Source organism: Rhodococcus sp. NPDC056506 (assembly GCF_042794945.1).
GTDB lineage: Bacteria > Actinomycetota > Actinomycetes > Mycobacteriales > Mycobacteriaceae > Rhodococcus_F.
Genome location: NZ_JBHTSW010000004.1, coordinates 55,603 through 79,444, shown reverse-complemented (window position 1 = coordinate 79,444; position 23,842 = coordinate 55,603). Strand labels below are relative to the sequence as shown.

Here is a 23,842-nt window from a genome sequence, read left to right as displayed (position 1 = left end):
GTTCAAAAACTACGGCGTTTCCACGATGACCGTGGTGGCCTTCACGATTGCGACTCCGATACTCCCGACCTCGAGTCCGAGCTCCCGAACCGCGTCGGTACTCATCAACGAGACGACAGTGAAGGGCCCACACTGCATTTCGACCTGAGCCATCACCTTGTCGGTGACGACCTTGGTGACGAGGCCGGCGAACCGGTTGCGGGCCGAACTCGCACCCGTGAGCGGATCGGCCGGTGCGGGTCCGGCGTTGGACCGGGCGAAGCCTGCCAACTCGGCGCCGTCGATGACCTTGCGGCCGGAGTCGTCCGTCGTCGCTTCGAGAAGCCCACCGTCGACCCACCGCCGAACGGTGTCGTCACTGACACCGAGCAGACCGGCGGCTTCGCGGATTCGAATGTTGGGCACGAGGTGATCGTAGGTCGCAAGTGCGGACCTAACAAGCCGAAATGCTCCGCAGATGCGTGAACTAGTCAATCATGATCACGTATCTGCGGAGCATTGTCGATAGTTGCCGTAGACGAGCTACCGCATCATTCTTCCGCCCAGGGCACGCGGCAGGAGTCGGTGCTGAACCCTTGCTCGGTGATCCCCAACGCCGAGTACATCCGGGCGCGCATGTTTTCGAGCCCGATCTGATAGGTCAGTTCCACGACGCCCGCGCGCCCGAACCTGCGCTCGAGGTCTGCGACCTGCTCGTCCGTCACCCCGTTCTCCCCGTGCGGGTCACCGGTCATGGCATCGGCGTAGGCGATCGCGGCGCGCTCGTCCTCGCTGTACTTCGGTGAATCCCGGTAATTCGCGATCTCTTTCAGCTTGTCGACGTCCAAACCGTCCAAACGAGACAGCATCGTCCCGAAATCGACGCACCACGAGCAGCCGACCGTCCAGGCGACGCGATAGACGGCCAATTCACGAATGTTCGACGGCAGCACCTTCGACGCCTTCTGCACGGCCATCTCGTGACGGGCAGCGGCGACGAACAATTTCCGATGATTGGCCAGGACGGCAAAAGGCTCGGGAACTTCGTCGTACTGCCTGGCGGCAAATTTGTAGGCCACCTTGATCAACGGACTGGCTTCTGACGGTGTCACTGCGGGAATGCGAGTCATGGCAAGCCTCCGTATCTTCTACAGCACCGGATTCGATGCTCTCTACAGAGTTGGACGACGGCGGCGATTCAAACGTGACAAGCACCGCGCCCGAGCAGATGTGAGGATGCGGTGTCAGCCGACTAAGCTGCAAAGATGCCTTCGACGCCCCGCAACCGCACCGTCTCGCGTCTGCAGCCGTTCGCATCCACGATTTTCGCCGAAATGACAGCGTTGGCCACACTTCACGACGCGGTCAACCTCGGTCAGGGCTTTCCGGATACCGACGGTCCTGCGGCCATGCTCGAAGTAGCGCGTCGAGCCATCGCCGAGGGCGTCAACCAATACCCACCCGGGCCGGGCATGCCCGTCCTGCGTCAAGCAATCGCGGAGGATCGGCGCATCCGCTACGGGCTCGACAGTGATCCCGACTCCGAAGTTCTGGTCACCGTCGGTGCCACCGAGGCGATCAGTGCTGCGATCCTCGGGCTGGTCGAACCCGGCGAAGAAGTAGTGCTGATCGAGCCGTATTACGACTCCTACGCAGCATCCGTCGCATTGGCCGGCGCGGTGCGTCGCACTGTTCCTCTGGTCGCCGCGGGAGACGGATTCGCGGTCGATCTCGATGCATTGCGCAGTGCGATCACCGCCAAGACGAAGATGCTGATCGTCAACAGTCCTCACAATCCCACCGGCACCGTGTTCACCGATCACGAACTTCGAGCAATCGCCGAACTCGCGTGCGAACGCGACCTGATCGTGTTGAGTGACGAGGTCTACGAGCACTTGGTGTTCGACGGTCTCACCCACACGCCGATGGCGTCTCTTCCGGGTATGCGTGAGCGCACCGTCACGGTGTCCAGTGCCGCAAAGACTTTCAACGTCACAGGCTGGAAAACAGGATGGGCGATCGGCCCTCGCGAACTCATCGACGGCGTTCGCGCTGCCAAGCAGTTCATGTCATTTGTCGCCGGCGCACCATTCCAACCTGCCGTTGCGTATGCGCTGACCAACGAACAGCCGTGGGTGGTCGAACTTCGACAGAGCTTGCAAGGCAAACGGGACGTGCTCGGCAAAGCCCTGACCGAAGCCGGTTTCACGGTGCATTCCGGCGGCGGCACGTACTTCCTCCTTGCCGACATCAGACCGTTGGGTGAGACCGACGCGGGAGAGTTCTGCCGCGCGCTGCCCGAGCGTATCGGCGTCGCGGCCGTACCGGTCGACGTGTTCGCGGACAACCGCGACGATTGGAAGCACCTGGTGCGCTTCGCCTTCTGCAAGCAGGACCACATTCTTTCCGAAGCTGCACGCCGTCTCCACCTGCTCCAAGGAGCAGCGCACCCATGACAGCGCGGACCATCCCGACCGCATTCGTCCACCGCTACCTCGCGTTCTCGCCGGACAACGACGTCGATTTGTCTGGTGCACTGCGAGCTGCTGGGATCGATCTGGAGACATTGTCCGACCCTCGCGCCCGGCTGACCCCGACTCAGGTCACCACGTTCATCCAATCCACCTGGCAGATCACCGACGACGAATTGTTCGGCCTCGGATCCGCCCCGGTGCCCCGTGGCACTTTCCGTTTGATCTGCCTGACGTTGATCCATTGCCCTGACCTCGGATCCGCCTTCGTCCGAATGTCCGACGTGATCCGTGCACTACCGGCCCTGGCCCCACTGTCGATCGAGAAGGGCGAAGAAAGCACTCGGGTGAGTTTCGCCGTCCGAGCACGCGAAGGTGTCGCCGAACGTGATGTCGCAGAACGTGTCACGACCGATTTTGTCCTGATCTTGCTGCACCGCTTCTCCGCGTGGCTGATCGGAAAGCGCGTCCGACTACGGGCCGTCGAATTTCCGTACTCTGCGCCGGATGCGCGGTTGGCCCAGGACTACGACTACATCTTCGGAGCGCCCGTCACCTTCGGCGCGCAGCGAGCGGCACTGGAGTTCGACAACTCGGCCATGCGTGCACCGATCATCCAGACCGAAGAAACACTGGAGGAATACCTCCGAGAATCGCCGATTCAGCTCATGTCCGAACGCGACTACGACAGCACCGCGTCGGCACAGGTGCGACGGGTCCTCGAACTCGGAGTGAAGGGACGAACCTCCACGGCCGAGGAGATCGCCGAAATGCTCTCGATCAGCGTTCCCCATCTGCGTCGACTGCTGCGGCGTGACGGCACCTCACTCAATCAACTGCGCGAAGAAGTACTCCGCGACGTAGCCATCGCCGGTTTGCGACGCGGAGAATCCGTCGAAGTACTCTCGGCGCGATTGGGATTCTCCGAGCCCAGCGCCTTCCGTCGTGCCTTCAAACGATGGACCGGCGATACGCCGAGTTCCTACCGCTAGCTGACGCAGAACTCGTTACCTTCGGGATCGGTCATCGTGATCCACACGCTCGGCCCCTGTGTTCCTCGGTGCAGGATCGTCGCTCCCACCTTCTCGAGTTGCGCTGCAACATCCTCGCGCTTGTCGCCCACTCGTATGTCGAAGTGGAGACGGTTCTTCACCGTTTTCGATTCCGGTACCAGTTGGAACAGAACGCGGGGACGTTCGGGATGCTCCGGATCGCTGATGGCCGCACCTTCACGCCAGACGAGAACTCCTTCGAAGGTCGTGGTGTCGGATTCCTTGGCGTGACCAGCGGCGACGAGGCCTCTGATGAAGTCTTCGTCGCTAGGCTCCGCTGCCCACCCGAGTGCCGCGGCCCACCACTTCGCCTGTTCGTGCGGGTGCGCCGAATCTACTGTGACTTGAAATTCGTATCCCATGTTCCGACGTTAACGCCGACCACCGACACGAAAGAGCAGATTCGGACCGGGGGCTGGGCGTCAGTCGACGCTCTTGATGGTCTTCATGGTGATCAGCGATGTCACCCGCGAGACGGCCGGAAGCCCGCTGAGCTTGGTGACCATGAAGTTCTCGTACGTCGCCAGATCTTTCACGGCGACACGGATGAAGTAGTCGGGTATTCCGAACAGTCGCCGACATTCGATCACTTCGTCGAACGCCGCGACCTGAGATTCGAAGTCCTCGATGGTCGCCTGGTCGTTGACTCCGATCTCCGCGGTGACGATCACCTGAAATCCTCGACCGAGCGCTTCCTGACTGACGATCGCGCGGTACCCGGTGATGATTCCGTCGGCTTCGAGCTTCTTCACCCGACGCAGGCAAGGAGAGGGCGTCAACCCCACCAGATCCGCCAACTCGGTGTTGGTCAAACTCGAGTCTTGGCGAAGGTGAAACAAAATTGCGTCATCCATGGCATCCATCGCACTATTATTGCGCACCGTTCACTATGTGGGCATTCTGAGCAATCGATCACCTCGATCTTTGTTATAGATTTGCGTCGTGATCGAACCAGCATCGTCGACGGCCGCACCTGCCGTCGAATCCCCGCCTCGAACTCCGGCGTGGCGGCACGCCTTCCAGCTGTCGCTGCCGGTCGGGTTCGGCCTGCTCCCACTCGGGATAGCTCTCGGAGTTCTCGTGGTCCAACAGGGGCTCAATCCTTGGTGGGCAGTTGTTTTCACGTCGCTGATCTACGCAGGATCGCTGGAGTTCCTCGCCGTCGGAATGGTCGCGGCCATGACGCCACTGCCGTACGTCGCACTGACCGCACTGTTGGTCAACTTCCGACATGTGTTCTACGCCTTGAGCTTTCCGCTGGAAAAGATTCGAAATCCCTTCGCTCGCTTCTACAGCATGTTCGCGCTGACCGACGAGGCGTACGCGATGTCGGTGACTGCCGATCCCAAGGCACTCACCGGCCGCACCATCGTCTACTCCCAGCTGTACCTGCACGCCTATTGGATCGGTGGCGCGATCCTGGGCGCAACGGCAGGACAATGGATTCCGGACTCGATCGTCGGTCTCGACTTCGCCCTGACGGCATTGTTCGTTGTCCTCTCGATCGAAGCGATTCGCGCGCAAAACGGATTCGCGGTGCCGGTCGCAGCGGTCACCTGCGCTCTGGTCGCGCGGCTCGCGGCACCGGAACACATGCTGCCAATTGCGATGGGTGCCTTCGTACTCTTCCTGATCGGCCGCTTTGTCTACGACTCACGAAAGGCGAAGATCGATGCCTGACACCTCGTACATCTTTGCGGCGGTCGCCGTCATGGCCGTGGTCACCTTCGCGCTGCGCGCGATACCGTTTGCCGCGCTCATGCCGCTGCGCTCCTCCGCTCTGGTCGGCTACCTGGGCGTCTACATGCCGGCCGGCGTCATGCTGATCCTCGTGATGTATTCGCTCAAAGGCGTGTCGATCACCGCACCGTCGCACGGTCTCCCCGAACTGATCGCAGTGTGCGCCACGATCGCCGCGCATCTCTGGCGAAAGAACGCCGTCTTGAGCATCGTCGTCGGAACGACGATCTACGTCGCCCTGGTCAATACCGTGTTTGCCTGAAGATTTCCCATCCGGGAGCAAAGAATCTTTACTCCTGGATGGGTGATTTGTAACCTCCAGGCGCTTATCTGAACAGTTGAACACTTATACGATTTCAGTAGTGTGGCCGCCGGCCGCGACTGAAAGATCGGTGAGGTTCGATGTCCACGACAATGACCACGACGGGCACCCGAATCGCCGGAGCCTGGCACAGTCTGGATCGAGGCCAGCGTCGAAGCATCATCGGAATGACCGTCACCGTCGTTGCACTCAACGTCGTCGGGTGGGCAGTTCTGCTCGGTCTGGTCGTGCCCGGCCACTACACGATCGAAGGCAGTGTCTTCGGCATCGGACTCGGCGTCACGGCGTACACGCTCGGCATGCGCCATGCTTTCGACGCCGATCACATCGCCGCCATCGACAACACCACTCGGAAGTTGGTGGCGGACGGCAAGAAACCGATGTCCGTCGGTTTCTGGTTTTCACTCGGACACTCCACCATCGTCTTTGTTCTCGTCGCACTTCTGGCGTTGGGTGTGCGGCAACTGGCCACCAGCCTTTCCGACGACAACTCCGATCTGGAGAAATGGACCGGCTTGTTCGGCACCACCATTTCCGGCACGTTCCTGATTTTGATCGGAATGCTGAACCTTCTGTCTCTCATCGGGATTCATCGGGTGTACACGAAGTACAAGGCCGGAACCTTCGACGAGGAACAACTCGAAAAGGAACTCGACAATCGCGGCGCCCTGAACAAGATCCTGGGACCGGTGATGAAGATGGTCCGAAAGCCCTGGCACATGTACCCGGTCGGTCTCCTGTTCGGCCTGGGGTTCGACACCGTCACTGAAGTGGGACTGTTGGTGATCGCCGGCGGCGCGGCAGCGACAGGGCTCCCGTGGTATTCGATCCTCGTTCTACCGATACTCTTCTGCGCCGGGATGTCTCTGTTCGACTCGATCGACGGATCGTTCATGAACTTCGCTTACGGTTGGGCATTTGCCCAGCCGGTACGAAAGATCTACTACAACATGGTGATTACCGGACTCTCGGTGGCAGTGGCACTGCTGATCGGGACCCAGGAAATCATCTCGATCTTCACCGACAAACTCGACATTCACGACGGGATTCTCGGCGCCATCGGGAACTTGGATCTCGGCGCGATGGGCTTCATCATCGTCGGACTCTTCGTCGTCACCTGGATGATCGCCCTCCTCGTGTGGCGGTACGGCCGCATCGAAGAACGGTGGCAGGCGCAGTCCGGTGCGGCAGTCGCACGACGAGCGACGGCAGAAGACGCGATGTGAGTTCAGTTCGGCGACAAGGCAGCACAGAATTCTCGAGGTTGGTCGACATGCAACCGCAGCCCACCGATCATGGTGGAGCTAGATCCCTTCGACAGCCCTTTCGGTAGCGAGACCGGCAGCGGTCGATCGAATTCGACGTCCACGACAGTCCCGTCGGGCCCCGGCAGAACGAGACGCTCGTCGACCACCGCATTGGCGGTATCACCGAATCGTCGGACCATGCTCGCCCGCGAAATCCGTGATCGGTCCACCTCGACACGAATGCCCGTGCCGGATCGAAACACCACCGTTCGAGCCGACACGAGATGCGGGTGCACGACCCGTCCGGCGAGCCAACCGCCAATCGCAATCAGCGACAACACCGTTGCAATGAGCAGCACGACGCGTAGCCACTGCCACGGAACAAGGAAGTGAATCGCCACGGCCTCGATCACACTCGCCGCGACAAAAGCCACCGGTATCGACATGGTCCCCCTCGAGTAGCCGAAAGTCGCTGTATCACCAGAACTTCCGTCTACCCTGCCCGTCGAGAGCAACCACAGTGATCGGATCACGCCGTACCGCTAGACATGAGACGTGTTGCGACGCGCGCGACCACTTCCCGTTGCGCCGGATCAGGCACCAGATCTGCGATCCCGACCGAGAAGCCCACACCTGCGGATCCTCCGTCTGAGGACACGTCGCCCAGCACCCCGGCCAACGATTCCTCCAGTTCACCCGACAAGTACGCGATCTCGTCCGAAGCCTCGGCTACCTCGCGCCCAGCCAATGCAGCAAAGCGGCGGTAAAGATCGACAATTCGCTTCCGGCCATCCTCGTCGGACAGCAACTGCGTGGCCGTGGAGAACAACTCGTGCGGCGCTGCCCCCGAGATCGCCACCAGCTCCCACATGTCGCGTTCCCGTTCGAACAGGCGCCGCACCGAGTCCGTCGGAGACGAGGCGATCAACTCTTCGAACGCCGACACCAGCTCCACGGGAAGCGGCGAGACCACCCGCCCGGCACCTCGCGCCGACAGCATTTCCTCGAGGCGCACCCGCTGGTCAGCGAGGACACGCTGCTTCCTGTCTATCTCTGCAATCAGGGAGGAAAGGTCGTCGGCGAAGTCGTCCGGTTCTCCTGCATCGATCGGCTTCGGCTCGATCATGGCGGCAATGGAGCCGAGTGGAATGCCGGCGGCAGAGAGCCAACGAATGCGCATCAGCCTGACCAGATCGGGCAGTTCGTAAGTTCTGTATCCGTTGGACAGCCGCCTCGGCTCGGCCAACAGGCCTAGTCGGTGATAGTGCCGAACGGTCCGTGAAGTGGTCCCTGCCGCCCTGGCCACGTCGCTGATTCGCATACGAACAGCATCAACTATGACGCTACGTCATAGTCAAGGCACGGCATCCCTGGCCGCAGGTCTAAGGTCCCGTTCTTCCTGCGGGGAGTTTCGCAGACGAATGTGGCGGGTATTGATCACTTGCGGCGGCGATTTCCAGAGCGAGGGGTCAGCCGCGCAAGGTCTGCCCCCGGCTGTCACTCGCCGGGTGGCGGGCCGCCAAAGCAAGCGGGCCGCCGAAAACAATCTGCGCCAGGCGATGATTTCGATGCAAACGACACGACTCGACACCATCCTGATTCTGATCGTCGGGACGGCAATCGGACTGAGCGTCTGGCTGGCCACGCAAGAACCATTCGCGTCGATCGGACTCGGAATCGCAACGGTCGTGATCTGCTGGATTTCTTGTTCGATGATCCACGGCTTCCCACACCGAACGACAAAGGACATGCGTCCGCGCGAGGACCAGGATCGCGAATCACCGAGGCGCCGTTGACGCCGTGCAGTGATGTGGCCAACCGTGGAGGCCCGGACACAGCGGAGTGAGTGGTTCGCCTGTCGCAGGTGAACCACTCACTCCGGTCAGTTGATCAGACCTCGTCGGGTCGCCACGTCGCGACGGCCCAGATCACAGCGACGTCGAGAGCGATGATCACGATCGACCACAGCGGGTAATACGGCAACCACAAGAAATTGGCCACGATCGAGAGAGCTGCGATCACGAAGGCCATCCCGCGAGCCCACGTCATTCCCACGAACAATCCCAGCGACACCGCGATGCCGATGATTCCGAGCACGATGTGAATCCAACCCCACGTCGTGACGTCGAATTCGAAGGTGTAATTGACTCCGACGATCAGAAGATCGTTGTCTGCGAGAGCGGCAATGCCTTGCAGCAGCGCGACAATTCCCGCTACGAAGAGCAGGCAGGCTGCCGCCACCGTGGTCCCGATGGCAAAGCCTTGTCGGACAGGATGGTTCGCATGAGATTGGTGCGGAGCAGTCATGACATCCCCTTCATCGGCGAAATAGCGTGAGAACAGTATTCAAAGGTTCGCGCCGACGAACATCACCCAGCAAGGATGAACAGCCGTCCAGCAGGGCAATTGAAAATTCATGGGAACATATGTTCGATTTCGGTGTACTGTGGTCCTTATGACCGCCACGATGCAACCGTCTCTCTTCGACAACGGTGACCTCGGCGTTTCTTTGGCCGATCTCGACGGCACGGTGCAGCGACGCATTCTCACCGCCGGTGCATGGGTCGACCATCGCCCAGCCTGGCTGACGGGATCGGAAGCCGTGTTCGACAACCTGGAAGCTACGGTTCCGTGGCGATCAGAACGGCGCCAGATGTATGACCGCGTTGTCGACGTACCTCGTCTGGTGTGTTTCTACGCGGAGAATCAGCCGCTGCCGGACGCGCTTCTCACCGAAGCCAAAGACGTACTGAGCAGCCACTACTTCGACGAACTCGGCGAGCCCTTCGCCACGTCGGGGCTGTGTTTCTATCGTGACGGTTCCGACAGCGTCGCCTGGCACGGGGACGACACGGGACGAAGCCGCACCGAGGACACAATGGTTGCCATTCTGTCTCTCGGTGCCGCTCGCCCGCTCCTACTGCGACCCCGCGGGGGTGGCGAATCGATCCGGTTCAATCTCGGTCACGGCGATCTACTCGTGATGGGCGGATCCTGCCAACGCACCTGGGAACACTGCGTCCCCAAGAGTGCGAGGGCACTCGGGCCGAGGATCAGCGTTCAATTCCGTACTCGCGGAGTCAGATAGCGTCGCGAAGTTGCTCTCGCAGCGCCTTCCGATTTAGCTTGCCGACGGCCGTCTTCGGAACTGATTCGGCGAAAACCACTCGCCGCGGTTTTTTGTACGACGCCAGTCGCTCGCCGACATGAGCGACCAATGATGCTTGCAGTGCGTCGTTTTCGACGTTTCCTTCCGCGAGGACAACGACGGCGGTGACCGCCTCCACCCACTTGACGTCGGCGGTGCCGACCACGGCAACCTCACGAACAGCCGGATGCGTCAGGAGCGCATCCTCGACTTCACGGGGGTAGACGTTGTATCCGCCGCTGATGATCATGTCCGAAGCCCGGTCCTTCAGGAACAGGAATCCGTCGGCGTCGAACTGGCCGATGTCGCGCGTGTGGACCCAACCGTCTTCGGTGAAGGTGTCCGCATTCAGTTCCGGTGCATTGAAGTATCCGGCGATCGCAGATGGCGAACGGATCACGATTTCGCCCGGTTCCCCCTGCGGCACTTCGTGTCCCTCGCCGTCGAGCAGCCTGATCTCGACGTCGATGGCAGGCTGACCACAGGACAGTAGTCGATCCTCCGTGTGGTCTTCGGGCCGAAGGACTGCGATACACAGAGGCGCCTCGGTCTGCCCGTAGTACTGCAGAAAGCGGTGTTGCCCCCATGCCTGCATTGCCCGCTCGATGGTGTCCAGCGGCATCGGCGAGGCACCGTAGATCACGGATTTCAGACTCGCGATGTCTGCACTCGCGAAATCAGGGCGTTCGAGGAGCATCTGAATCATCGTCGGCACCAAATTGATTGCGGTGGCACGATGCTCGGTTATCGAGTTCAGGAACGTCGATGGGTCGAATCCGGGAAGGACGACGGTCTTTCCGCCGCGGAGCCAGAACGGAAGCACGAACACACCGCTGGCATGGATCAGCGATGCCGCATGCAGCATCGTGTCGTCCTGAGTCGCCGGAAGCAGATTGAGCAGCACATTGCGGCAGATGGCGGCGTAGCTGCGCTGGGTGTGCTGCGCGGCCTTCAACGTTCCCGTAGTGCCGGACGTGAACAGAGTCAGGATCACATCGTCGGGAGCCACCTCGATGTCAGGCATGTCCGAAGGCATGCTCTGTGCTTGGTCGAGCAGAGACCTCTGTCCCTCCGAGTTCGTTTCCAGCCCGATGAATGTCCGCTCGGGAAACCTGGCTGAGAGTTCAGCGGCTCGGTCCGCGAGGTCATGACCGAAGACGACGTGGGAACTGTCGGTGTCCTCGAGCATCCTCGCGTGCTCGTCGACCGAGAGTCGCGAGTTGAGCGGAACCCGATTGATTCCGGCTTTGACGCAGGCAAAATCGACGGGCACGCTGGCAAGAGAGTTGTTGACCAGCAACGCAACCCGTGCGCCATGCCCGATACCGAGCGCGATGAACGCGTGTGCCAATCGGCTGCTGAGTTCGTCCACTTCCGTGAACGTCATCGATCGATCGCCGAAGACGACGGCCGTTCGCGCCCCGTGCTGTCGCGCGCCACGGACGATCAGATCTCTGGTTATGGGCATCATGGTTCAGTTTCCTCATTCGAATTCCGGTTGTTCTCGAATCGGCCGTGCCGGCCGGCGCCCGCGGCGAACGCAGCAGCGCCGCGCACACCTTCAGCGATGACAATGGGATTTCCTGCAACGCCCTCGGCGCGCAGCGCTTCGGCAAGTGGTAGATCAAAAGATCGGTAGGCCGACGCGCGATCCGCGAGCATGCAAAGTTGCGGAAACGCGGTCAACTGGTGTGCAAGTTCCTTGGCTGCCTGGAGTGATTTCCCCACTGGAACAACACGATTGGCCAGACCGAAGGCCAGCGCCTCCGGAGCATCGACCGGACGACCGGTCAAGATCATGTCGAGTGCTCGCCCCTGCCCGACAATTCGCGGCAGTCGCACGGTCCCGCCGTCGATGAACGGAACTCCCCAGCGTCGGCAGAAGACTCCGAACACGGAATCTTCCTCGCAGATCCTCAGGTCCGCGAGCAATGAAAGCTCGAGCCCTCCGGCAACCGCGTATCCACTGACCGCGGCGATCAGCGGTTTGGACAACGCCAACCGACTCGGCCCCATCGGACCGGTGCCGCCGCCTTCCGGATGCAACTCGTGCACGCGGGCGGGATCGGAGACTGCGGTCAAATCCGCACCGGCACAAAATGTGCCGCCCGCACCCCACAGAATCGCCACCTTCTGGCTCTCGTCCGACTCGAATTCCAGGAAGGCATCACGCAACTGCGCTGCCATCGGCCCGTCCACCGCGTTCTTGCGATCGGGGCGATTCATCACGACGACGGTGACGCCACCGTCACGCTCCACATAGACATCGCCACCTGGTCGATCGGAGTCGGTCACGATATTTCCTCACTGCTCGCGGATAAGGTTTCCCGGTACCCACCATGCCACTTGTAACAGAATTTGTCAGGAGTTGTTCAAAAGTTGTTACAAACTGATCGAGGAATGTCCGCAACCCGAGTCGTGCTGGACCTCGCAACGGCGAGCCCGGACACCGAGTTCAGCACCGCCATGCTGACCCGGGCCGGCCAGATTGTCGGCGTAAGCGCATCAAGCATTCGCGTGGCAGCGGGCCGTCTGTGCCGCGAGGGCAAACTGCGTCGTACCGCTCGCGGAACATACGTCCTCAACCCGGACGGCATCCCCACCTACAGCGAAGTGGAGGGGTGGCGAACTCGTACCGATCGCATACACCCCTGGGACGGCACCTGGATCGCCGTCGAGCACTCAGGGCTCAAACGAAGCGACCGCACCGCCGCCCGCCGGCACGATCAAGCGTTGCGCCTGGCGGGCTACGAGGACTGGAAGCCCACACTCGCCGTCCGTCCGAACAATCTCGGCGGCGGAATCGACAGCGCTCGCCACACTCTCCGCCGACTCGGCGCCGCTCCCGAATCGTCGCTGATGGAGGTTGATCACCTTACCCCCGAGGATGATTCGACTATCCGCACACTCTGGAACTCCGAAGCGCTGTTGGCCGACATCGCCGAGGCTCGCGAAGCACTCACACAGGCGCAAACCCGCCTGGCGGCAATCAGCCGCGAGGAAGCCGCCCGCGAATCACTTGCCCTGGGCAGCGCGATCATCGCGGTCATCGTCCGCAATCCACTACTTCCGGAAGAGCTCGAACCAACGCAGCCACTGCGAGACCTGATCTCGCACATGCTCGAGTACCAGGATGCATCTCGTGAACTGTGGCAGTCACTGCTCCAATTCTGATCGGTCTCCCCAAGAAGGTATTTCAATACGTTGCGCGGCCACCGCTGGCGTCGTACACGGCACCGGTCGAGTAACTCACCGCAGACGACGACAGCCAGGAGATCAGTTCGGCGATCTCGTCCGCCTTCCCCATCCGCGCCATCGGCGTCAAAGATTGCGAACGGGCGAGAATGGCAGGATCGGTACCGGCATTCATGGGGCTTTCCACCGCCGCCGGCGCTATCGCGTTGACCAGCACTCCGGTGGTGGCGACCTCCTTGCCGAGTGATTTCGTCAGCGCGACAACGGCCGCTTTGGACGCCGAATACGCACTCTGATTCGGGTTTCCGTCCTTGGCAGCAATACTCGCGAGATTGACGACCCGTCCCCACCCCGACGCGACCATCCCCGGTGCGAATGCCCGGCACATGAGGAATGTTCCCTCCACGTTGATGCGGAACGTACGCTGCCAGGCCGCAAGATCAACCTCGACCAGCGGCGCTGACGGCCCGACAATTCCCGCACTGTTGATCAAGATGTCGACACTGCCGACTCGGGCACGAAGCGCGTCGACGGCGTCCGGGTCGCTCACGTCGAGTTGTTCGTGCGCTCCCTCGGCAAGATCTGCCGTGATCACCCGAACTCCCCTCTCCGTCAGCAACTTTGCGCTGGCGGCGCCGATTCCGCTCGCACCGCCGGTGATGAGCGCGGTGACACCTTCCGGATAACTCTGCATCCTCTTCACTCCTGAGTTTCTGTGCGTTACGCACTCAATTTATGTTGCAAATAGGCATAATTGCCGTCACACTGTGTAGAAATTCTGAATATATGGCGTTTGTCGTCGACGTCAAATACCTGGAGGCGTTGTCGATGGAAACCCGCTGGTTGCACGCGTTCGTCGCGGTTGCGGAAGAACTTCACTTCGGACGGGCCGCGTCACGGCTCCAGATGGCGCAGTCGCCGCTGAGCCAAATGATCCGAAAGCTTGAAAAGGACATCGGCGTCAAGTTGTTCGAACGGAGCACCCGCAGCGTCGCACTCACGTCCGGCGGACATGCCTTTCTCCCCCACGCCTATCGCGTCATCGAGAACATGGAGACCGCACGGCACGCTACGCGGGCATCGTCGGGAGGCGTCTACGGACGAGTCACGATCGGATTCACCGGAGTGCTCAATTATCAAGCACTTCCGCCACTGACCCGCGCGTTGCGTCAGCGCTATCCCGAAGTCGAACTGACACTCCTCGGCCGGATCATGACGCGCGACGCGGTCATTCAACTCGAGAGCGGCGCCCTCGATCTCGCCTTCGTCGGGCTGCCGGTGGAATCCGCATCGCTCTCTACCCGACTCATTCGACGGGAGGCGTTCGGCGCCGTGCTTCCGATCGACCATCCGCTTGCCGAGAGGGACGCGATCGATCTCCGCGAATTGGCCGGCGACGGATTCGTGACCACCCCGCTCTCGGCCGGCTCGGCACTGCAGGAGACCGCGATGCGGGCTTGCATGAACGCCGACTTCAGACCCCGCGTAGTCCAGGAGATCACCGATCCGTACATGATCCTGATGCTTGTTGCTGCCGGCGTCGGCGTAGCCCTGATGACATCGGGCATGGCTGCGATCACGCCCCCTGGCAGTGTGTTCGTCCCGCTCACCGGCGAGCCGACGTACATGAATCACGGAATTGCCTGGTCACCACGGCACATGACCGATGCGCTCGCCGTCGCACTGGAGACGTCGGAGGAGATTCTGCCTACCCCGGACATTGAGACCAATAACGTCATTATCTGAGACTCATTTAGTGTTGGACGCGCCATAGTCCTTCGTGGCACTGTCGTCTCAGCCGCCGAAAGGTGAGGGACGTCACCGATGCGTGGTGCATCTCCAAACGTGCCACCACGGCCGGCCCATCGGGACGAAAGGACTTCACATGGCACCTCCGATTACCTCCACCGGTTCCACGAACTCGACCGAGGAACATCCGAATGCGAACGCGCGCCGCGCCGCTGTTTCGGGCTTCCTCGGCAGCACCCTCGAGTACTACGACTTCTTCATCTACGGCTCCGCGGCCGCGCTGGTGTTCCCCAAGATCTTCTTCCCCGGCGGCGGATCAACGGCAACCCTGCTCTCGATCAGCACCCTGGGTGTTGCCTACGTCGCCCGCCCGCTCGGAGCGGTGCTGTGGGGTCACCTCGGCGATCGCTACGGACGGAAGAACGCACTTCTCGCGTGCCTTCTCCTCATGGGAGTTGCGACCGTCATCGTCGGTTGCCTGCCGACCTATGACCAGATCGGCATAGCCGCACCGATCATCCTCGTCTTGCTCCGTCTCCTTCAAGGGCTCTCGGCCGGCGGTGAATCCCCCGGCTCGTCGGCGCTGACACTCGAACACGCACCTGATCACCGTCGCTCGTTCTTCACCTCGTTCACCATGAGCGGGATCATGTTCGGCATCGTCATCTCCAGCCTGGTGTTCATCCCGGTGGCAAGCCTGCCCGACGAAGACCTCTACTCGTGGGGTTGGCGAGTTCCCTTCTGGCTCAGCATCATCGTGACCGTCGTCGCGCTCTGGTTGCGTCGCACCCTCGACGAGCCCGAAGTGTTCGAAGAACTCAAAGAGCAGGACGAGACAGCGGGAATCCCCGTCGTCGAGATGTTCCGCTCGCACTGGCGCACCGTGATCCGTATCAGCATGAGCTCGACCTTCGCGATGATCAACACCATCGTCAACGTCTTCGCGCTGGCGTACGCCGTCGAATCCGGATTCGAACGCTCCACGATGCTGTGGGCCATCGCGACCGCCAATTTTGTTGCCGTACTGACGCAGCCACTGTTCGGCATTCTCTCCGATCGCTACGGGCGCAAGCCGATCTTCGTCATCGGTGCGATCGGAGCGGGGCTGATGATCTTCGTGTTCTTCCATTCCATCGGAACCCAGAGCGTTCCCATGGTTTTTGCTTCGGGAATCGTCATGATCGGCATCTTCTACGCGATGCCCAACGGTACCTACCCGGCGTACTTCCCGGAGCAGTTTCCCGCAAAGGTCCGATACACCGGTATGGCTGTGAGCCTCATGCTCGGTCTACTCGTCGCCGGCTTCACACCCGCTATCGCCCAGGCGATTTCGGCTGGAGACAAGAGCAACTGGACGCCGGTTGCCTGGATGTGCCTCGGTTTTGCAGTCGTGTCAGCCATCGCCGCCATGACCGGGCCGGAGACGTACCGGACGCCCACAGCTGAACTGGGCCAACCGAAGCCGAGCCTGCCGACCAAGCAGGACTCAGAGCTCACCAGCAACAACGCTTGACCGGACCGGCCCCTCGCGTTGATTTTCCGCGAGGGGCCGTCCCCACTTATGCAGGAGAATGTCATGACTACCGAATTCACACGTCACCGAATCGGCCTCGTCGGAGCGGGGATCTCGACCTCCCTCTCGCCGGCGCTGCATTCGCACGAAGCATCAGCACTCGCACTCGTCGACTACAGCTACGAACTGATCGATCTCGAGAACCTGACGGTCTCGGTCGAGAAGACCGGCGAGGTGGTGCGGAGCGCCGTCGCAGGCGGTTTCACCGGGCTGAACATCACCCATCCGTGCAAGCAGGTTGTCGTGGACGCACTCGACGAACTGTCCGACAATGCCCGATTGCTCGGTGCCGTCAACACGGTTGTCGTCGACAACGGCCGTCTGATCGGCCACAACACCGATCACAGCGGATTCCTCACCGCACTGCAACGTGGTTTACCCGACGCCACCTTGAACCGAGCGGTACTCGCCGGCGCAGGCGGCGCGGGTTCCGCGGTGGCGTACGCACTCGCCGCGGCCGGTACGACGGACCTCCGCATCGCCGACGTCGATCCCGAACGTGCTGCCGATGTGTGCTCGCGCGTGTCCTCGGCCTTCCCTGCAACGCGCACAACGGCTTTGACGATCGATCAGATCGGCGACAATCTGGCTACGTGCGACGGAGTCGTCAATGCGTCGCCAATCGGCATGGTCGGTCATCCCGGAACCCCCTTCGACCCCGCGGCACTGCACTCCGAGTTATGGGTCGCGGACATCGTTTATCGGCCGATGCGCACCGAATTACTCGACGCTGCACTCACTCTCGGATGCTCGGTTCTCGACGGTGGTCAGATGCTGGTGGCACAAGCCTCGGACACCTTCACTCTCCTGACCGGTGTCGAAGCCGATACGGACCGCATGCGCAGTCATCTGCGCGATCTGCTCTCCGAGGCGGCACACGCATGAGCACAACCGAACACGTACTTTCTCGCGAAGTACCAGGAGCGCTGATGAACGTGACTGCGCCGTTCGCCGAACCTCTCGACATGGGCAGCGTCCGCCTCCGAAACCGATTCGTGTCGGCTCCGATGGAGCGCAATTACTGCGAGGTCGACGGAACCATGACGGACGAGTACATCGCCTACCTCGCCCGCCGTGCCGAAGGTGGTGCAGCACTGATCTTCACCGAGGCGAGCTACGTGCGCGCCGACGGCAAGGGGCGCATCCGGCAGATGGGTGTCGACGTCGACGAGCGGATCCCCGGCATCAAGAAGATGGTCGACGCGATCCACACGCATGGTGCGCTCGTCGGAGTCGAACTCAACCACGGTGGACGTACGGCGCAAGGTTCTGTCAGCGGGTTTGTTCCCGTTGCCCCGACTCCGATTCCGTGCTTGGTGGTCGGCGGCGAGATGCCCGAACAACTCGACGGCGACGACATCGAGCACATCATCGAGTGCTTCGGTGAGGCTGCTGCACGATGCCAGAAGGCCGGCGTCGACGTCATCTCCCTGCACGGCGGACACGGGTACCTGATCCACCAGTTCCTCTCCCCCGCTTACAACCACCGTGACGACGAATGGGCGGACCCGACTCTCTTCGTCAACAAGGTCATCGCCGCCGTACACGAGCATGCTCCGGGAATCACTCTGGGACTTCGATTCTCAGCCTTCGAGGGAATCGACGGCGGGCTCGACGCCGAGACGACCCGTGCCCGCATCGACGCCATCGACACCGACCGACTCGATTTCCTCGACGTCTCGGCGGGCAACTACGAAGCGGGACAGTGGATCATCCAGCCCGGCGAATGGTCGCGTGGCCTCTTAGCACCGTACTCCGAGCAGTACCAGCGCGACTTCGACATCCCGGTGGGCGTAGCCGGCCGCATTACATCGCCCGAAATCGCTGCGCAGATCATCGAATCCGGGCAAGCGAACTTCGTCAGCATGGCACGGACTCTGCACGCTGATCCGGACTTCCCGAATCGCGCGATCGACGGCGGCCGCTACCGCCCGTGTATCGCATGCAACTACTGCATCGACAGCCTGGCGGCCGGCCCGATCCCATGCTCGGTGAACCCCTGGGTCGGACGTGAATTGGACCAGCCCACGACGCCTGCTGATGTCACCGTGCGAGTCGCCGTCATCGGAGCCGGCCCCTCCGGGATGGCAGCTGCCCGTGACCTCGCACTCGCCGGCCATCGCGTCGACCTGTACGACGAACGCCCCAGTCTCGGTGGCGACTTCGCCTTGGCGTCAAAGTTGCACGAGTATCCCGAATACGGGCGGATCGTGGAGTGGTATCTCGCCGAGCTGGCTGATCTCGGAGTGCAGTGCCACACGTCGACCAGGGCAGATGCCGCTTCACTCGCCGGCCGTGACTTCGACGCGATAGTCCTGGCCGCCGGCGGCGTAGGCCCCACGGTCGATCTCCCCCGAGCAGCAACGCGCACCGTTCGTGACATCCGCGAATTCCTAGTCCTCGAAGATCCTGCCCCCGATGCGATCACGATCTTCGGTGCTGATCGCGAGGCTGCGGCCGTCGCCGACGATCTCCTCCAGAAGGGCACTCAGGTCGTGATGATCGGTCCCCAGGAAACCATCGCCCACGACGTCGGACGACGCGGCAAGATCGTGCTGCTGCCGCGCCTGGCCGCAAGTGAGAACCTCACGACCTACCTGAGCTCGATCATCACCAAGGTCGACACCGACTCGGTCACGATCTCGACGGCCGGTGTGCTGAGCGAGGTCGACGCTCCCGGCGAACTGCTGATCTCACAGGGCGTCGAGCCACGCTCGGAGCTTCTGACCGAACTACGTTCACTGGCACCGCGCCTCGGTGTCCATACCGTCGGCGATGCGAGCGGAGACGGCGGGTCCATTCACGCTGCACTCGTCACCGCCGCCGATGTCGCCGTCACGATCACGGCCGCCGCTGCGGCCCGTCAGGAGATTCACGCATGACTACGCAGGCAGCCGCACCGGTCGCAACTGCATTGCCGCCCATCGGACTCGGAACCTGGCCCCTCGTCGGCGCGGACGCCACGACGTCCGTTCTCTCCGGCATCGAGGCTGGATACCGCCTCATCGACACCGCCGCGATCTACGCCAACGAGGATGCTGTCGGTGTGGCGCTGGCAGAATCTGGTGTACCGCGAGAAGAACTGTTTGTCACCACCAAACTTCGTGGCAACGACCAGGTTTCCGGCGACATCCGGGGCGCCCTCGAGCAGAGCCTGGAACGACTAGGGCTCGACCGGCTGGATCTTTTCCTGATCCACTGGCCGCTCCCGCGAATCGATCGCTATGTTGCGTCGTTCGAGGCGATGCTGGCCTGCCGCGATGCCGGACTGGTCAGGTACGTCGGTGTGTCGAACTTCCTGGAGCACCACTTGCACAGACTCGTCACCGAAACCGGTGAGGCACCGGCAGTCAACCAGATTCAGATGGACCCGTCGCTCGCTCGCATTCCGGTGCGCCGGGCAAACGACGAGCTCGGCGTTTTCACCCAGTCGTGGAGCCCCCTCGGTCGGGGTGACGTGCTCGACAACGCCGTCGTCGGGGAGATTGCCGGTCGAATCGGTTGCACCCCAGCGCAGGTGGTTCTCGCGTGGCACTCCTCGCAGGGCGTGGTCCCGGTCGCGAGGTCAGCTAACCCGACCCGCCAGGCCGAGAATCTGGCGGCTCTCGACGTGACACTTACCGCCGAAGACGTCACCGCACTGAACAGTCTCGACCGCGGCGAGTCCGCGGCGCGGGACGTCGAAGCAGAGGAGCATTTCTGATGACGTTGAAAGTCGGAATCGTCGGCTGCGGCAAGATCGCCGGCAACCATGCCCGTGCTCTGCAACAAGTACCCGGCGTCGAGGTGATCGGCTGCTGCGATCCCGATATTGGGCGCGCTCAGGAGTTCGCGGCACTCCACGGCATTCCCGCAGCCGTCAGTTCCGTTGACGAACTACTTGCTCTCGGTCTCGATGCCTGCACCGTCTGCACGCCTCACCCGGTGCACGAAGAGGTCGTCGTTGCCGCGGCCGAGGCCGGTGTACATGTGTTGTGCGAGAAGCCCATCGCGGTGGATGTTGCCGCAGCCGACCGCATGATCGAGGCCGCCGACCGAGCCGGTATCACCTTCGGCGTCCTCTTCCAACGACGCTTCTGGCCGGCAGCGCGTCGTATCCGGGACGCGATCGACGACGGCCGGATCGGGCTTCCCACGCTCGGTGAGGCGTCGGTGATCCTGCATCGTCCATCGAGTTACTACTCGGCCGACGCGTGGCGCGGACGCTGGGACACCGACGGGGGCGGCGTGCTCATGACGCAGGCCGTGCACCAGATCGACATGCTGGCCTGGTTCATGGGCGAGGCCGTCTCGGTCAGTGGCTTCATCCGCACCCATACTCACGGTGAGCACATCGAGACCGAGGACAGCGCGTCGGCGGTGATTTCCTTTGCCTCGGGCGGCACCGCCACCGTCACCGCGACCACGGGTGCCAATCACAATTTGGGCAACCGCGTCACGGTGATCGGGCGCTCCGGAGCAATTGCCAGTGTCCTCGAGTTCCCCGAAGGGCACGAGGGTGTCAACGAAATCTGGACCGTAACAGGCGAAGTGGAATTCCAGTCGCCGTACTCCGCGGACGCCGACGCGAATCTTGATGTGGGCGCGGTCAATGCGGCACTGACCGACTTCCATACATTGCAGGTGCAGGACTTCGCCGACGCCGTCCTGACCGGGCGCGAACCCGCCGTCACCGGACGCGACGCCCGCGCGTCGCTGGCCATCATCGCCGCAATCTACGAATCGTCACGAACCGGGAAGGTTGTCGAACTGTCGTCGACGCCGACCCTCGCAACAACTGCCAAGGAGCAGAAATGAGCAGCAGTACCCCCCTCACCTACGACGTGGTTGTCGTGGGCTCCGGCGCAGGTGGGCTTTCCACAGCGATTGCCGCAGCAAATGGCGGCGCGTCCGTCCTCGTGGTCGACAAGGCCGACACCTGCGGCGGCGCAACGGCATGGTCGGGTGGGTGGATGTGGACTCCGCGCAACATGTTTGCCATCGCAGATGGTGTTGTCGAGGATCGCTCGGCACCGCGGACATATTTGGAGAACCGACTCGGCGACAACTTCGACGCCGCGAAGGTGGATGCACTCCTCGACGGCGCACCGGAGATGGTCGAGTTCTTCGAACGCAAGACCGCGCTGAAGTTCGTTCCCGGAGCCAAGATCGCCGACATTCACGGTGACACACCGGGTGCCGGCACCGGTCACCGGTCCGTCGGACCGAAACCGGTGAGTCTGCGAAAGCTCGGGCCAGATGTTGCGGCCTTGCTCCGTCGGCAGTTGTACGAGACGTCGTTCCTCGGAATGGGCATCATGGCCGGCCCCGATCTGCAGGCGTTCCTCCACTCGACGCGGTCACCGAAAGCCTTTGCGCACTGCGGTGTTCGAGTCACCAAGCACATGTTCGACCTCGCCACCAAGCGTCGCGGTCAGCAACTCGTCAACGGTACTGCCCTGGTCGGCATGATGCTGCGTTCAGCGCTCGATCTGGGCGTCGAGTTTCGGGTCAAGACGTCCGCGACCGCATTGCAGACCGATGACGACGGCCGCGTTGTCGGCGTCCGTCTCGAAGGTCCGGACGGTGCGTACTCGGTAACAGCCACGCGTGGCGTTGTACTCGCCACCGGCGGCTTTGCACACGACATCGATCGACGACGCGAATTGTTCCCGCGCACCCCAACCGGACACGAACACTGGTCGCTCACCCCGAAGACAACCACCGGCGACGGCATCACCCTCGGCGAATCCGTGGGCGGACGACTCGACCGCACGCTCGCCTCCCCCGTTGCCTACTGCCCCGTCTCCATCGTTCGTTACCGCAACGGCAAGGAAGGTGTGTTCCCCCACATCCTCGACCGCGGAAAGCCCGGCGTCATCGGGGTTCTCGCGAACGGCAGGCGGTTTGTCAACGAAGCACTCGGCTACCACGACTACACGCTTGCGATGGTCGAGCAGGTTCCTGAGGGCGATGAGGTGTGCTCGTGGCTGATCGCCGATCAGCAGTACGTGCGCTACCTCCCGCTCGGCATGGCCAAGCCACTACCGATCCCGATCCAGCCGTATCTGCGCTCGGGATACCTCACGCGGGGGCGCACTGTTCGGGACTTGGCCGAGAAGATCGGCGTCGATGCGGCGCAGTTGGAGAAGACCGTCTCGGCGTTCAACACCGGAGCTCGCAGTGGCGACGACCCCGAGTTCGGTCGCGGCGCAACACCGTTCAACCGGGGATCCGGTGATACCGCCAATCCCTGGCCGAACCCGTCACTCGCGCCCTTGCAGAAGGGTCCGTATTACGCGGTGAAAGTTGTACCGGGTAGCTTCGGCACCTTCGCCGGGCTTGTCACCGACTCTTCGTCGCGCGTGCTCGACGACAACGACCGCCCCATCGAGGGACTGCTTGCAGTGGGTGTCGATCAGGCCAGCGTGATGGGTGGGCATTACCCCTCCGGCGGTATCAACCTCGGTCCGGCCATGACCTTCGGTTACCTGGCAGGCCGGGAACTGGCCGGTGCCAAGACAGTTGGAGCGCACGCATGACACTCTCACTCGGGCTGGCGGCCCTCACCGTGCTCGATACCGCACCGATGCAGCATGTCGACTTGGCCGAAAAGCACGGCTTCGACACGATCGGTATCCGGTTGATGCCCGCGGCACCGGGTACGACGGCGTACCCCCTGCACGAGGACAAGCAGGGGTTGAACGAACTGGTGCGTCGACTGGATGATTCACCGGTCGAGGTATTCGATCTCGAAATCATCCGTCTTGCAGCCGACTTCGATCCCGCCGACTACGTTCCGCTCCTCGAAGCGGGAGCGCAGCTCAACGCCAAGGCCGTTCTGGTCGGCGGCGACGACCGTGACCGCGCTCGTCTCACGGACTCCTATGCCCGCCTCGCAGACCTGTGCGCGAACTACGGCATCGTCGCCTCGCTCGAATTCATGCCGTGGACGGCGGTGCCCGATGCGCGTGCAGCCATCGAGATCGTCTCGGCGGCAGACGGTCCGGCTCGGAGTGTTCTCGTCGACGCATTGCACACCGACCGCTCGGCGACCACGCTCGAAGATCTGGCGTCCATCCCGCCTGAGTGGCTGCACTACGCCCAGATGTGCGACGGTTCGACGCCCGCGCCCACAGACGACGCAGAGCTGATCCGTCACGCCCGCGAAGAGCGCCTCGTGCCCGGCACCGGCGGCATCGCCCTGGCCGACATCTGGTCGACGTTGCCCGCCGGGCTGCCGGTCAGCATCGAATTGCCCAACGAGCCACTGCGCCGCGCCGTCGGCACGGACGCTTGGCTGGAACGCCTGGTCACGGCCACGCGAGAAGTGTTGGCCTAGCGGCCCTGTGCGCGTTTAGCGAGTCCAGGCACTCCCTAAACGCGC

General features: G+C 62.3%; 26 protein-coding genes. 16 read left to right on the top strand and 10 right to left on the bottom strand.

From position 1 onward, the window contains the following. Nucleotides 1-9: 9 nt before the first annotated feature. Together ACFQ6H_RS05790 and ACFQ6H_RS05785 are read right to left on the bottom strand one after the other, a co-directional pair. Nucleotides 10-405 (bottom strand): molybdopterin-binding protein, encoded by a 396-nt coding sequence (locus ACFQ6H_RS05790; RefSeq protein ID WP_378644643.1) that lies wholly within the window; start codon nt 403-405, stop codon nt 10-12. Between the two features lie 125 nt (nt 406-530). Continuing rightward, the gene (locus ACFQ6H_RS05785) at nt 531-1,109 is read right to left on the bottom strand and encodes a carboxymuconolactone decarboxylase family protein (protein ID WP_378644641.1); all 579 of its coding nucleotides are present in this window, start codon (nt 1,107-1,109) and stop codon (nt 531-533) included. A 135-nt stretch (nt 1,110-1,244) separates the two neighbouring features. Between ACFQ6H_RS05785 and ACFQ6H_RS05780 the strand changes: the two genes are divergently transcribed. Together ACFQ6H_RS05780 and ACFQ6H_RS05775 are read left to right on the top strand one after the other, a co-directional pair. Next, nucleotides 1,245-2,435 carry a pyridoxal phosphate-dependent aminotransferase gene (locus tag ACFQ6H_RS05780; protein WP_378644639.1) on the top strand — a complete coding sequence of 397 codons (1,191 nt, stop codon included), beginning with the start codon at nt 1,245-1,247 and terminating at the stop codon, nt 2,433-2,435. Beyond that, a complete protein-coding gene (locus ACFQ6H_RS05775) occupies nt 2,432-3,442 on the top strand; it encodes an AraC family transcriptional regulator (protein WP_378631561.1) in 1,011 nt (336 codons plus the stop codon). Before ACFQ6H_RS05780 ends, ACFQ6H_RS05775 begins: the two co-directional genes overlap by 4 nt. On the opposite strand, the gene ACFQ6H_RS05770 is transcribed toward ACFQ6H_RS05775, so the two are convergent. After that, entirely contained in the window at nt 3,439-3,864 is a 426-nt protein-coding gene (locus ACFQ6H_RS05770) for a VOC family protein (RefSeq protein ID WP_378644637.1), read from the bottom strand. The two genes, ACFQ6H_RS05775 and ACFQ6H_RS05770, sit on opposite strands and share 4 nt — an antisense overlap. A gap of 60 nt (nt 3,865-3,924) precedes the next feature. Next, nucleotides 3,925-4,365 (bottom strand): Lrp/AsnC family transcriptional regulator, encoded by a 441-nt coding sequence (locus ACFQ6H_RS05765; RefSeq protein ID WP_020970517.1) that lies wholly within the window; start codon nt 4,363-4,365, stop codon nt 3,925-3,927. 79 nt (nt 4,366-4,444) lie between these two features. Here ACFQ6H_RS05765 and ACFQ6H_RS05760 point away from each other — a divergent pair, with 79 nt between their 5' ends. From ACFQ6H_RS05760 to ACFQ6H_RS05750, 3 genes are all read left to right on the top strand, one after another. Continuing rightward, nucleotides 4,445-5,182 carry an AzlC family ABC transporter permease gene (locus ACFQ6H_RS05760; RefSeq protein WP_378543166.1) on the top strand — a complete coding sequence of 246 codons (738 nt, stop codon included), beginning with the start codon at nt 4,445-4,447 and terminating at the stop codon, nt 5,180-5,182. After that, complete coding sequence (locus ACFQ6H_RS05755; protein WP_378644635.1) at nt 5,175-5,504, top strand: branched-chain amino acid transporter permease; 330 nt, start codon at nt 5,175-5,177, stop codon at nt 5,502-5,504. Before ACFQ6H_RS05760 ends, ACFQ6H_RS05755 begins: the two co-directional genes overlap by 8 nt. Nucleotides 5,505-5,644: 140 nt before the next feature. After that, nucleotides 5,645-6,790, top strand: coding sequence for a HoxN/HupN/NixA family nickel/cobalt transporter (locus ACFQ6H_RS05750; RefSeq protein ID WP_378644633.1), 1,146 nt, complete (start codon nt 5,645-5,647; stop codon nt 6,788-6,790). A 2-nt stretch (nt 6,791-6,792) separates the two neighbouring features. On the opposite strand, the gene ACFQ6H_RS05745 is transcribed toward ACFQ6H_RS05750, so the two are convergent. Together ACFQ6H_RS05745 and ACFQ6H_RS05740 are read right to left on the bottom strand one after the other, a co-directional pair. Continuing rightward, nucleotides 6,793-7,257: a hypothetical protein gene (locus ACFQ6H_RS05745; RefSeq protein ID WP_378644631.1), complete on the bottom strand. Its 465-nt coding sequence runs from the start codon at nt 7,255-7,257 to the stop codon at nt 6,793-6,795. Nucleotides 7,258-7,340: 83 nt separating this feature from the next. Further along, nucleotides 7,341-8,132, bottom strand: coding sequence for a MerR family transcriptional regulator (locus ACFQ6H_RS05740; RefSeq protein WP_378644629.1), 792 nt, complete (start codon nt 8,130-8,132; stop codon nt 7,341-7,343). Nucleotides 8,133-8,379: 247 nt separating this feature from the next. Between ACFQ6H_RS05740 and ACFQ6H_RS05735 the strand changes: the two genes are divergently transcribed. Further along, nucleotides 8,380-8,607 carry a hypothetical protein gene (locus ACFQ6H_RS05735; RefSeq protein WP_378644627.1) on the top strand — a complete coding sequence of 76 codons (228 nt, stop codon included), beginning with the start codon at nt 8,380-8,382 and terminating at the stop codon, nt 8,605-8,607. Nucleotides 8,608-8,701: 94 nt separating this feature from the next. Here ACFQ6H_RS05735 and ACFQ6H_RS05730 read toward each other — a convergent pair whose 3' ends face one another. Continuing rightward, on the bottom strand, nt 8,702-9,118 hold the full coding sequence (locus tag ACFQ6H_RS05730) for a hypothetical protein (RefSeq protein ID WP_317556243.1): 417 nt from the start codon (nt 9,116-9,118) through the stop codon (nt 8,702-8,704). A 148-nt stretch (nt 9,119-9,266) separates the two neighbouring features. Here ACFQ6H_RS05730 and ACFQ6H_RS05725 point away from each other — a divergent pair, with 148 nt between their 5' ends. Further along, nucleotides 9,267-9,899: an alpha-ketoglutarate-dependent dioxygenase AlkB gene (locus tag ACFQ6H_RS05725; RefSeq protein WP_378446195.1), complete on the top strand. Its 633-nt coding sequence runs from the start codon at nt 9,267-9,269 to the stop codon at nt 9,897-9,899. On the opposite strand, the gene ACFQ6H_RS05720 is transcribed toward ACFQ6H_RS05725, so the two are convergent. After that, nucleotides 9,892-11,430 carry a class I adenylate-forming enzyme family protein gene (locus ACFQ6H_RS05720; protein WP_378644625.1) on the bottom strand — a complete coding sequence of 513 codons (1,539 nt, stop codon included), beginning with the start codon at nt 11,428-11,430 and terminating at the stop codon, nt 9,892-9,894. The genes ACFQ6H_RS05725 and ACFQ6H_RS05720 overlap by 8 nt on opposite strands. After that, nucleotides 11,427-12,254, bottom strand: coding sequence for a crotonase/enoyl-CoA hydratase family protein (locus ACFQ6H_RS05715; RefSeq protein ID WP_378644623.1), 828 nt, complete (start codon nt 12,252-12,254; stop codon nt 11,427-11,429). Before ACFQ6H_RS05715 ends, ACFQ6H_RS05720 begins: the two co-directional genes overlap by 4 nt. 105 nt (nt 12,255-12,359) lie before the next feature. Here ACFQ6H_RS05715 and ACFQ6H_RS05710 point away from each other — a divergent pair, with 105 nt between their 5' ends. Beyond that, nucleotides 12,360-13,133, top strand: coding sequence for a hypothetical protein (locus ACFQ6H_RS05710; protein WP_378644621.1), 774 nt, complete (start codon nt 12,360-12,362; stop codon nt 13,131-13,133). 22 nt (nt 13,134-13,155) lie between these two features. Here ACFQ6H_RS05710 and ACFQ6H_RS05705 read toward each other — a convergent pair whose 3' ends face one another. Then, nucleotides 13,156-13,848, bottom strand: a complete 693-nt coding sequence (locus tag ACFQ6H_RS05705) for an SDR family NAD(P)-dependent oxidoreductase (protein ID WP_378644618.1) — start codon at nt 13,846-13,848, stop codon at nt 13,156-13,158. A gap of 134 nt (nt 13,849-13,982) precedes the next feature. Here ACFQ6H_RS05705 and ACFQ6H_RS05700 point away from each other — a divergent pair, with 134 nt between their 5' ends. From ACFQ6H_RS05700 to ACFQ6H_RS05665, 8 genes are all read left to right on the top strand, one after another. Then, nucleotides 13,983-14,900, top strand: a complete 918-nt coding sequence (locus ACFQ6H_RS05700) for a LysR substrate-binding domain-containing protein (protein ID WP_378446534.1) — start codon at nt 13,983-13,985, stop codon at nt 14,898-14,900. A gap of 139 nt (nt 14,901-15,039) precedes the next feature. Next, nucleotides 15,040-16,416: an MFS transporter gene (locus ACFQ6H_RS05695; protein WP_378446190.1), complete on the top strand. Its 1,377-nt coding sequence runs from the start codon at nt 15,040-15,042 to the stop codon at nt 16,414-16,416. 63 nt (nt 16,417-16,479) lie between these two features. Next, nucleotides 16,480-17,361, top strand: coding sequence for a shikimate dehydrogenase (locus ACFQ6H_RS05690; RefSeq protein WP_378644616.1), 882 nt, complete (start codon nt 16,480-16,482; stop codon nt 17,359-17,361). A 44-nt stretch (nt 17,362-17,405) separates the two neighbouring features. Beyond that, nucleotides 17,406-19,358, top strand: a complete 1,953-nt coding sequence (locus ACFQ6H_RS05685) for an FAD-dependent oxidoreductase (protein ID WP_378644794.1) — start codon at nt 17,406-17,408, stop codon at nt 19,356-19,358. Further along, entirely contained in the window at nt 19,355-20,179 is an 825-nt protein-coding gene (locus tag ACFQ6H_RS05680) for an aldo/keto reductase (protein WP_378543132.1), read from the top strand. Before ACFQ6H_RS05685 ends, ACFQ6H_RS05680 begins: the two co-directional genes overlap by 4 nt. After that, nucleotides 20,179-21,273, top strand: coding sequence for a Gfo/Idh/MocA family protein (locus tag ACFQ6H_RS05675; protein ID WP_378543130.1), 1,095 nt, complete (start codon nt 20,179-20,181; stop codon nt 21,271-21,273). The genes ACFQ6H_RS05680 and ACFQ6H_RS05675 overlap by 1 nt, the downstream gene beginning before the upstream one ends. Continuing rightward, nucleotides 21,270-22,997: an FAD-dependent oxidoreductase gene (locus tag ACFQ6H_RS05670; RefSeq protein WP_378644613.1), complete on the top strand. Its 1,728-nt coding sequence runs from the start codon at nt 21,270-21,272 to the stop codon at nt 22,995-22,997. Before ACFQ6H_RS05675 ends, ACFQ6H_RS05670 begins: the two co-directional genes overlap by 4 nt. Further along, complete coding sequence (locus ACFQ6H_RS05665; protein WP_378644611.1) at nt 22,994-23,797, top strand: sugar phosphate isomerase/epimerase family protein; 804 nt, start codon at nt 22,994-22,996, stop codon at nt 23,795-23,797. Before ACFQ6H_RS05670 ends, ACFQ6H_RS05665 begins: the two co-directional genes overlap by 4 nt. The last annotated feature ends 45 nt before the right edge of the window (nt 23,798-23,842 follow it).

Excerpts from the sequence above, each read along its gene's own strand:
- ACFQ6H_RS05670 (WP_378644613.1), top strand. The coding sequence starts at position 21,270 with ATGAGCAGCAGTACCCCCCTCACCTACGACGTGGTTGTCGTGGGCTCC.
- ACFQ6H_RS05725 (WP_378446195.1), top strand. The coding sequence starts at position 9,267 with ATGACCGCCACGATGCAACCGTCTCTCTTCGACAACGGTGACCTCGGC.
- ACFQ6H_RS05755 (WP_378644635.1), top strand. The coding sequence starts at position 5,175 with ATGCCTGACACCTCGTACATCTTTGCGGCGGTCGCCGTCATGGCCGTG.
- ACFQ6H_RS05720 (WP_378644625.1), bottom strand. The coding sequence starts at position 11,430 with ATGATGCCCATAACCAGAGATCTGATCGTCCGTGGCGCGCGACAGCAC.
- ACFQ6H_RS05735 (WP_378644627.1), top strand. The coding sequence starts at position 8,380 with ATGCAAACGACACGACTCGACACCATCCTGATTCTGATCGTCGGGACG.
- ACFQ6H_RS05775 (WP_378631561.1), top strand. The coding sequence starts at position 2,432 with ATGACAGCGCGGACCATCCCGACCGCATTCGTCCACCGCTACCTCGCG.
- ACFQ6H_RS05730 (WP_317556243.1), bottom strand. The coding sequence starts at position 9,118 with ATGACTGCTCCGCACCAATCTCATGCGAACCATCCTGTCCGACAAGGC.
- ACFQ6H_RS05690 (WP_378644616.1), top strand. The coding sequence starts at position 16,480 with ATGACTACCGAATTCACACGTCACCGAATCGGCCTCGTCGGAGCGGGG.
- ACFQ6H_RS05675 (WP_378543130.1), top strand. The coding sequence starts at position 20,179 with ATGACGTTGAAAGTCGGAATCGTCGGCTGCGGCAAGATCGCCGGCAAC.
- ACFQ6H_RS05680 (WP_378543132.1), top strand. The coding sequence starts at position 19,355 with ATGACTACGCAGGCAGCCGCACCGGTCGCAACTGCATTGCCGCCCATC.
- ACFQ6H_RS05685 (WP_378644794.1), top strand. The coding sequence starts at position 17,406 with ATGAACGTGACTGCGCCGTTCGCCGAACCTCTCGACATGGGCAGCGTC.
- ACFQ6H_RS05705 (WP_378644618.1), bottom strand. The coding sequence starts at position 13,848 with ATGCAGAGTTATCCGGAAGGTGTCACCGCGCTCATCACCGGCGGTGCG.
- ACFQ6H_RS05695 (WP_378446190.1), top strand. The coding sequence starts at position 15,040 with ATGGCACCTCCGATTACCTCCACCGGTTCCACGAACTCGACCGAGGAA.
- ACFQ6H_RS05740 (WP_378644629.1), bottom strand. The coding sequence starts at position 8,132 with ATGCGAATCAGCGACGTGGCCAGGGCGGCAGGGACCACTTCACGGACC.
- ACFQ6H_RS05665 (WP_378644611.1), top strand. The coding sequence starts at position 22,994 with ATGACACTCTCACTCGGGCTGGCGGCCCTCACCGTGCTCGATACCGCA.
- ACFQ6H_RS05785 (WP_378644641.1), bottom strand. The coding sequence starts at position 1,109 with ATGACTCGCATTCCCGCAGTGACACCGTCAGAAGCCAGTCCGTTGATC.
- ACFQ6H_RS05745 (WP_378644631.1), bottom strand. The coding sequence starts at position 7,257 with ATGTCGATACCGGTGGCTTTTGTCGCGGCGAGTGTGATCGAGGCCGTG.
- ACFQ6H_RS05770 (WP_378644637.1), bottom strand. The coding sequence starts at position 3,864 with ATGGGATACGAATTTCAAGTCACAGTAGATTCGGCGCACCCGCACGAA.
- ACFQ6H_RS05710 (WP_378644621.1), top strand. The coding sequence starts at position 12,360 with ATGTCCGCAACCCGAGTCGTGCTGGACCTCGCAACGGCGAGCCCGGAC.
- ACFQ6H_RS05780 (WP_378644639.1), top strand. The coding sequence starts at position 1,245 with ATGCCTTCGACGCCCCGCAACCGCACCGTCTCGCGTCTGCAGCCGTTC.
- ACFQ6H_RS05765 (WP_020970517.1), bottom strand. The coding sequence starts at position 4,365 with ATGGATGCCATGGATGACGCAATTTTGTTTCACCTTCGCCAAGACTCG.
- ACFQ6H_RS05750 (WP_378644633.1), top strand. The coding sequence starts at position 5,645 with ATGTCCACGACAATGACCACGACGGGCACCCGAATCGCCGGAGCCTGG.
- ACFQ6H_RS05700 (WP_378446534.1), top strand. The coding sequence starts at position 13,983 with ATGGAAACCCGCTGGTTGCACGCGTTCGTCGCGGTTGCGGAAGAACTT.